This is a genomic window from Bradyrhizobium sp. UFLA05-108, assembly GCF_059803455.1.
In genome coordinates this window covers 1-8191 of record NZ_JBANAZ010000137.1, presented here as the reverse complement: position 1 = coordinate 8191, position 8191 = coordinate 1, and the positions used below count along the sequence as shown (strand labels likewise).

Sequence of the window (8191 nt, the reverse complement as noted above, 5' to 3'; positions counted from 1 at the left end):
TACCGTGCGGATGATTTTATGACACAGTAAGACTAAGGCGCGATGAGATTAGGGGAAAATCGTCATCGCGCTTTAGGCTGTTGTTTGAGCATGATCTTTTCGGAAACCCGCTGCACACTTTTCCGGATCATGCTCTAGCGCTTCGTCTTGTGAAGCACCATCCTGCCTTTTGAAGCAATGCCACCCCACCTGGCAGACCAACCGACTTCCGAGGTGCGTCCGGTGCGCTTCTGATCCCAAGCACCCTGCAACGCAAATAGGGCGCCCTGGGAATCCGCACATCGCACGATCCAGCAACCATCGGGCAACTCGATCGGACCCTGGAGGACCCGGCCTCCGCCAGCGTTGACGCGCTGGGCGGCCGCGCCGATGTCGTCGACATTGAAGTAGTAGAGCCAACAGGGCTGCGATACGCTCGGAAGCTTGGTGAGCATGCCGCCGATCGTCTGCCCGGCCATCGAGAACAATTCATACACGTCTGCCGGATCGGCTTCAGCATGGGCCTTCTGCCAGCCGAGAAGCTCGCCGTAGAATGGAAAGATCTTGTTCCGGTCTTGAGCCAGCAACTCGTGCCAGCCTACGCGCCCGGGCTCGTCCAATCCGCTGGGTTGCCCTTGGCCATATGTCAGTTTAGTGACCAGCGCAAAATTCGCTCCTTGCGGATCGGCAACCACTGAAATTCGGCCGATATTGCTGTCGGTCGGCGATAACAGGATGGCGCCCCTAAGACGGCGGATCTGCGCGACCTTCGCATCCATGTCATCGACGGCGACGTAGCCGACCCATCTCGGCGTTGCGCCCAATCGCAGCCCCTCTTCGGGGAGCGCCATGAGCCCAGCTACCGGAGCATCGCCTGCGGTAAGCACCGTATAGAGGAGTTCCGGAGTCGACGCATCTTTCGCAGCCCAGCCGACGACGTTGCCATAAAAGGCACCCGCCGCCTGCATGTCCGTTGTCAGGAGTTCATACCAAGCGAAGCGTCCGAGTTGATCGACCAAGTTAATTTCCCCGTTCAATCGGGCAGACGATTGCGCACTGCATCAAGCCGCACCCGTTGCAATCCGCACAAGGCGCGAACGCTCAGTGCTTGATGAAAATGCGACGATTCCGTTCATGAAGATGAATGCGATCATTACATTTTGTGTATCCGTGGAATCTTGCCTGCCTTGTTCGCTCGGCGTAGGATCATGCTCACGGAGATCCTTCTTCCAACTTTGGAGGATGCGGCCATGCAGCGGGCAAAGCAAGCTTCGAAAAAGAAGCGAATGACCAAAGCCGCGGTACCGGCGCTCGGAGTAGCCGGTCTGACGTTTTCGCTGGCAGGAAGCGCGGCGGCGGCCGCCGTACCGACCGGCGATACACCACAACGACCTAACTTCACGCCGAACCACGTGACCTCGCTGAGCGAGGAAGAACTCGCCGACGTGAGCCTCGCCACCTTCCATCTCTTCGACGATCAAAGAACCTTCAGTGGCGTAATGCTTGCGCGGGGATGCGGTTGTGGCCACGGCTGCGGCGGCGCCAGAGGCTGCGGCGGTTGCAGAGGCTGCGGCGGATGCAGAGCCTGCAGATCTTGCCGCTGCGGCGTCGGTTGCGGTGGATGCGGCGGCTGCGGCGTCGGTTGGATAGGGGTCGGCTTGCCATGGGTGTCATGCGCAGGGTGCTGCGCATCGTGGGGCCGCTGCCGCTGGTGCTAGCTCTCCCTGACTGTCTATCGATGCATCGCGATTTCATTGGCCGGGCCGGCGAACGACCCGGCCAATTTGTTGTTTCCGTCGCGACGTTTGCCACGGCTTGCTGGTCAGCTTGCCGATGGCGGGCGAGTATGTTCCAACTTGTCCGCGCAATGCCAATCGCCGCGTTCGGCACGCAGGCCGGTCAGAGCCAGCGGTTGAGGAGCAGGATCAGCGTGCTGACCCGATGACAGTCAATGCCAAGAGCCGAGCTGCGAAGCAGCCCCGCAAGGGCGTTCTACGTTTCGCGCCGAACTTCACCGCCTATCTGCTTCCTCCCGATGCGGTCTGTCTCTATTCCGAGAACCGCAAGTTCTTCCTGCACGGCGAGCTGTATTGTGCCGTGGCCGCGGCGATCGGAAAGAATGGAAAGGCCGCGCCGGAAATCGTTCGCCAGCTTTCGAAGAGTTTTCCCGCCGACCAGATTGAGGAAACGATCAGGCGGCTGTTGGAGCGCCGATACGTCGTGAGTGGACCACCCCGCGTATCCGCAGGCGCCGTCGATGGATATTGGGCGAGCCTCGGCCTGCCTGTCGAAGTCGCGGAGCAGAATCTGCGCAATTGTCCCGTGCGGGTGGAATCGATCGACGTCAAAGGCGCCCGGGAGCTGAGCGTGGCGTTGGGCCAGCTCGGCGTTCAAATCACCAAGCGTTCGCCCGAGCTCATCATCACTCTGGTCAACGATTATCTCGAGCGGCAGCTCGCCGAGGTGAACGGGAAGCGCGTGGCCGATGGGACGCCCTGGCTGCTGGTGCAGCCGTCCGGCGTGTTTCCGCTGGTGGGCCCCGTGTTCAAGCCGGGCGAGAGCGCCTGCTGGACCTGCTTGTTCGATCGCATGATCCGCAATCGGGAGATCAAGGGATTTCTCGAGCGCGGAGCGGCGCAAGCGGTCGCTGTATCACCCCTGGTGAGCGACACCGTGGGACAGACAGCCATCCACTTCGCTGCCGTTGAAATCGCGAAGGCAATCGCCTCGGGATTTCGTACCGATCTGAGCCAACACATCGCAAGCTTCGACCTGACTGGTGCCTCCATCGCCAAGCACTACGTCGCGCGGCGCCCGCAATGTCCGACCTGCGGCAGCAAGAAGCTGCAGAATCCGCGCCGGGCGTCAGCGCCGATCGAAATTGCGGAGGGCAGAAAGCTCGTGATGACCAGCGGCGGATACCGCACCGTGACGTCGCGAGCCACCGTGGCGCGGTTCCGCAAGCACGTCAGTCCGCTGACCGGCGTCGTTTCGCGGCTCGAGCGGATCGAGGCCGATCTGCCGATGAACACAAATTTTTTCGCCCACCACAATTTCTCTGCGCCAGCCTGGAACGTCGATCAGCTCAGATCCGGATTGAGCGGCGGCAGCTTCGGCAAGGGCTCCACCGCCGAGCAGGGCGAGGCCAGCGCGTTGATGGAAGCGATTGAGCGCTATTCCGGCATTTTCCAGGGTGACGAGATCAGGACGACGCGGCGCTTTACCGATTTCGCTCCCGGTGACGCCCTTCTTCCCAACGACGTCCAGCTTTTCAGCGACACGCAGTTTCAAAACAGGAATGCCCCGCAGCCGGACGATTCACATCCGGTTCCCGAGCCGTTCGATCCCTCGACCAAGACCGAGTGGTCGCCGGTCTGGTCGTTGCGCGACAAGCGCTGCAAGTATCTTCCGACGGGCCTGCTGTACTTTTTCTATGGCGGCTTCCACACGGATTCCAACGGGTGCGCGGCCGGCAACACCCGCGAGGAAGCCATCGTTCAAGGCTTCCTCGAACTGGTCGAACGCGATGCCTACGCCATCTGGTGGTACAATCGGCTGCAGCGTGCCGAAGTCGACCTCACGCAATTCGACGATTCCTATGTGCAGGATCTGCAAGCCCAGCTTGCCGATGTGGGGCGCAAGCTTTGGGTGCTCGACATCACCAGCGATCTCGGCATTCCCTCTTACGTGGCGATCACGCACTGGATGCAGAACGGACACGAAAATATCGAGTTCGGCTCCGGCTCGCATTTCGATCGCCGCATAGCGCTGCTGCGCTCCCTCACCGAGCTGACTCAGTTCATGTCAATTGGCATGATGGGCGGCGGAACCGGCGAGAAGCCAACGCTCGACGGTGTCACGCCGTTGCGACTTGACGACTATCCCTTCCTGATCCCCAGCGACGATCCGATCGTCCGGCCGACACCGAGCCTCAAGGTTCACGATAATACGAGCGACCAGGTCAATGCCTGCATCGAGATCGCCGCCGGCGCGGGTTATGATTTCCTCGTGCTTGACCAAACGCGGCCCGACGTCGAGGTTCCCGTCGTCAGAGTGCTCGTTCCGGGCTTGCGGCATTTCTATCGCCGCTTCGCGCCCGGTCGGCTTTACGATGTTCCGGTGAGGCTTGGATTATTGGATCGTCCGCGACTGGAAAGCGAACTCACTCCGTTCCTTCCCCACACCTGAAGGTTGGCTCGTCGTGCGCGCGCCCCGGAAAAGGCCGACCAGGAAGATGGCACCAGTCATCGCCGCCCGATTGAACGGTCGCTTTTCCCTTCATGTGCAGGCGGACGGAAGCATCGCCGCTGCCCTGGGCGGCTATTCAGTGAATCTGGGACAATTCAGCACGGCAGCGATCGACCGTGCGGGACATCTCGCCACGGGGCTGCCGCTCATTTCCTTTGCCAGCAAAAGTGTCCTCGCAAGGCAGGTTCATGCCCTGGTGCAGCGACTGGCACGGCACGGGCTTCTCGAATACCGCCTATCCTCTCCGCGTGAAGAGCAGGACCTCGTCATCATCGAGCCGCAGGTCGCCGAATACTGGCCGCAACGCGCAACACTGGGGAACGGTGATACCCTCGTGTTGTCGCGCTTCGCCTATCTGCGCCGACGCGGCAACGAGATGGTGCTGGAATCGCCGCGCGCCGGCGCGCTGTTTCGGATTTGCGATCCCGCAATCGCGGCCACCCTCGCGACCCTGTCGCGGCCTCAGAAGATCAGCAAGCTTCGCCGCCACACGGCCTCCTTGAACCTCGATCTGCTCGGATTGCTGCTCGACAGCCAGATGCTGATCAAGCTCGATGCGAAAGACGGCGACGGCCTTCGGGTGAATGAGGGCGACGGCAATCTCGTTCTCTGGGATTTCCACGATCTCGTGTTTCACACGCGGAGCACGGAGGGCCGGCATGCAAATCCCGTTGGCGGCACGTTCGCCCATGCGGGCCTCGTTCCACCACTGCCGGCGGTGCGTCCGCCTTGGCCCGGCAAGAAGATCGATCTCCGCAAATTCTCCAGGCTGGAGCCGATCTCGGCCTTCCCGAAGCTGTTGCGTGAACGCCATTCAATACGAGATTTCGACGACCAGCACCCAATCACACTTGCCGAGCTCGCACAGTTTCTCGACACCACGGCGCGCGTCCTGTCGGAATGGAAGAGCGGCGCGAATTTGGACGGCAGTCCTGAAGTTACCTACAGCACGAGGCCTTATCCATCGGCGGGCAGCGCTTACGAGCTGGAATTGTATCTGGCGGTCTCGAACTGCGAGGGGCTTGCACGCGGATTCTACCACTACGATGCGGGTGCTCATGCGCTGATAGCGATCGGCGCTTCCGCCCAGCAGGTCCAGGCGCTCTCGACGGCGGCCGCGTTTGCGATGGACGCGCCCGGTCCACCGCAGGTCCTGATCACGATCGCCGCGCGCTTTGGGCGGATCTCCTGGAAATACAGCTCAATCGCTTATTCGCTGATCCTGAAGGATGTTGGCGCCATGATCCAGACATTCTATCTGGCGGCGACCGATATGGGGCTTGGCGGCTGCGCCATCGGCACCAACAACATCGATCTGTTCGCGAAAATCACCGAGCTCGACTTTCATGTCGAGAGCCCGGTCGGTCAATTTGCACTCGGACGCGGCAAGGTCACACCCTGAGCAGCCGCACCCGCGTGCCCCAGGGATCGACGGCCTCGACGCCATTCGCAAGCGCCGTGACCGAAGCGCCCGCCTTGCGCAAGCGCTCCTCCTGGGCGGCGAGAATGTCCTGCTTCTCCGTCACCAGCGAAAACCAGGCGAGCCCGGTCGTGGTGTCGTCGCGGCGGCCGGCGCCCTGGCTCTGCCAGACATTCATGCCGAGATGGTGATGATAGCGGCCGGAAGAGAGGAACGCGGCGCCGTTGCGGCGGCGGGTCGGATCGAGGCCGACGTTGCCGTGATAAAAGCCTTCGGCCTGCGCGAGGTCGCCGACACGCAAATGCATGTGCCCGACGCGCATGCCCTCCGGCGCCTTGGCGTAATCGCTGACGCGGGTATTCGTGAGCGACAGCAGATCTGGAATGTTCAGCTCGTCGGCTGCCATCTTCACCGAGCCCTCGCTCCATTGCCATTGCGAAGGATCGCGGTCGGCATAAACTTCGATGCCGTTGCCTTCGGGATCGTCGAGATAGACGGATTCGCTGACGAGATGATCGGCAAAGCCCGACAGCGGCACGCGATGCGAGGCCGCGTGCACCAGCCAGCGCGCGAGATCCTTGCGTGTCGGCATCAGGAAGGCAGTGTGATAGAGACCGGCCGCGCTGCGCGGCTCGATCTCGGCATCGGTGCGCGCCTCCAGCACGAGCAGCGTCACGCCGCCGGCGCCGAGCTGCGCTGAACCCGCCGAGCGCTCCATCACCGTGAGCCCCAGCACGTCGCGATAGAAGTCGGCGACGGTGTCGAGATTCTTGACCCGCAGCATCACCATCCCGACGCACATCGGCGTGCGGCTGGCATAGGTTGGCCCGACGCTGACCGGACTACCTTCGGCGCGCGCCCCAGCCGCGGCAGCCGCCGCGAGCGTGGTGGCACCGGCGAGGTGAAGCAGCGTGCGGCGGGTAAGGTCGATGGTCATCCGGGGTCTCTCAAAAATGCGTTGAGGCCGTGAGGCGCAATGGCTGGCCGATTGCTACACGTTCCCGTGACCTCCTCCCAATCACATGTTCGTCGGCCGGGACATTACGGAGCTTCCTGCCCATCAGACCAGTTTCCGGATCGCCCGCGGCATCCCAGATTTGGGACAACCGACAGGAGCTTCCTATGACCGACCCTACCCCCCTCGCCGCGCTCTCGTCAGCGCTTTCGGATGTGGTTACACGCACCTCGCCTTCGCTCGTCTCCGTTCACTCGCATCGGTTGCGCGCCTCAGGCTTTGCCTGGAAAGCGGGCCTCATCATCACGGCCGACGAGGCCCTGGCCGACGAGGGCGAGGTCGAGATCAGGCTTGCCGACGGCAGCACGCGGACGGCCACGATTGTCGGCCGTGACCACACCACCGACGTCGCGCTGCTGCGCGTCGATGCCGACATTCCGCCGATCAAGCTGATTTCCGCCGCCCCCGCTCTCGGTTCGCTCGCCGTCGTCGTCGCAGCCGACCGTGGCGCACCCACGGCATCTCTCGGCATGGTGTCGCTCGTGGGTCCGCGCTGGCGCAGCCTGCGCGGCGGCGACATCGAGGCGCGGATTGAGCTCGACGTGCGGCTGCGCCACAGCCATGAGGGCGGGCTCGTGCTGAATGCGCAAGCCCAGCCGTTCGGCATGGCGGTGCAGGGACCGCGGCGCGTGCTGGTGATCCCCTCCGCCACCATCGAGCGCGTCGCGGCGCAGCTCGAAACGCGTGGCAGGATCGCACGCGGCTATCTCGGGCTCGGCCTGCAACCGGTGCGGCTCGATGACGGCGTCGGCGCGATGGTGATGAATGTCGACAAGTCCGGGCCATCTGCCGCGGCGGGCATCAGGCAGGGCGACGTCATCGTGGCCGTCAATGACGAGAAGCTCGCTGGCGTGCGCGCGCTGTCGCGCTCGCTCGGACCCGAGAGCGTAGGCTCGGTCGTCGACGTCGCAGTGCGCCGTGGCGGCGAGCCGGTGAGCTTCAAGGTCACGATCGGCGAGAGGCCGGAGGCGTGAGCGAGGACACGACGCAGGACATCACGATCGCGCTGGAAATCGGCGACCCAGCCCTAGCCGACCGACTGGCGTCGCTGCTTGGCAGCGTCGCCGGCCTGCGGCTCGTTGCGCCCGGAGATCCAGCCGCGGTGACCGTACACGACCGGCAGCCCTCGCCGGCCGATATCGAGCTGACGCCGCGCGAGCTCGAGGTGCTCGCGCTGATGGCAGAGGGCGCATCGAACAAGATGATCGCGCGCCAGCTCGGCATCTCCGTGCACACCGTCAAGTTCCACGTCGGCTCGCTGCTCGACAAGCTGGATGCCACCGGCCGCACCGACGCGGTCGCCCATGCCGCGCGGCGCGGCGTGATCAACCTTTAGCCTGGAGCATGATCCGTAAAAGTGTGCAGCGGTATTCCCTCGCGACAAACGCGGGACCCATTTGCGCGGAGATCATGCTCAAACAACAACCTAAAGCGCGATGACGATTCATCCTGATCTCATCGCGCTTTAGTCTTACTGAGTCAGAAATCCACGGACCAAGCTGGGTGAGAATCGCATATTGAAGGAGATT

At 62.9% G+C, this 8191-nt stretch carries 8 protein-coding genes; 4 read left to right on the top strand and 4 right to left on the bottom strand.

Translation table 11 applies throughout. The annotated features are described in order from the left end of the window. Positions 1-134 precede the first annotated feature (134 nt). Complete coding sequence (locus SO140_RS44990; RefSeq protein WP_498544124.1) at positions 135-1016, bottom strand: VOC family protein; 882 nt, start codon at positions 1014-1016, stop codon at positions 135-137. A 24-nt stretch (positions 1017-1040) separates the two neighbouring features. After that, positions 1041-1508: a hypothetical protein gene (locus SO140_RS44985; protein WP_474804727.1), complete on the bottom strand. Its 468-nt coding sequence runs from the start codon at positions 1506-1508 to the stop codon at positions 1041-1043. A gap of 412 nt (positions 1509-1920) precedes the next feature. Between SO140_RS44985 and SO140_RS44980 the strand changes: the two genes are divergently transcribed. Both SO140_RS44980 and SO140_RS44975 read left to right on the top strand, forming a co-directional pair. After that, positions 1921-4167: a TOMM precursor leader peptide-binding protein gene (locus SO140_RS44980; RefSeq protein WP_474804725.1), complete on the top strand. Its 2247-nt coding sequence runs from the start codon at positions 1921-1923 to the stop codon at positions 4165-4167. 46 nt (positions 4168-4213) lie between these two features. Further along, complete coding sequence (locus tag SO140_RS44975; protein ID WP_474804722.1) at positions 4214-5629, top strand: SagB/ThcOx family dehydrogenase; 1416 nt, start codon at positions 4214-4216, stop codon at positions 5627-5629. Here SO140_RS44975 and SO140_RS44970 read toward each other — a convergent pair. Then, positions 5619-6584: a VOC family protein gene (locus SO140_RS44970; protein ID WP_474804719.1), complete on the bottom strand. Its 966-nt coding sequence runs from the start codon at positions 6582-6584 to the stop codon at positions 5619-5621. The two genes, SO140_RS44975 and SO140_RS44970, sit on opposite strands and share 11 nt — an antisense overlap. A gap of 185 nt (positions 6585-6769) precedes the next feature. Between SO140_RS44970 and SO140_RS44965 the strand changes: the two genes are divergently transcribed. Beyond that, a complete protein-coding gene (locus SO140_RS44965) occupies positions 6770-7636 on the top strand; it encodes a S1C family serine protease (protein ID WP_474804716.1) in 867 nt (288 codons plus the stop codon). Continuing rightward, entirely contained in the window at positions 7633-7998 is a 366-nt protein-coding gene (locus tag SO140_RS44960; RefSeq protein ID WP_449384530.1) for a response regulator transcription factor, read from the top strand. Before SO140_RS44965 ends, SO140_RS44960 begins: the two co-directional genes overlap by 4 nt. Here SO140_RS44960 and SO140_RS44955 read toward each other — a convergent pair. Next, the coding region (locus tag SO140_RS44955; RefSeq protein ID WP_498544123.1) for a hypothetical protein at positions 7988-8191 on the bottom strand (204 nt) is incomplete at its 5' end. The genes SO140_RS44960 and SO140_RS44955 overlap by 11 nt on opposite strands.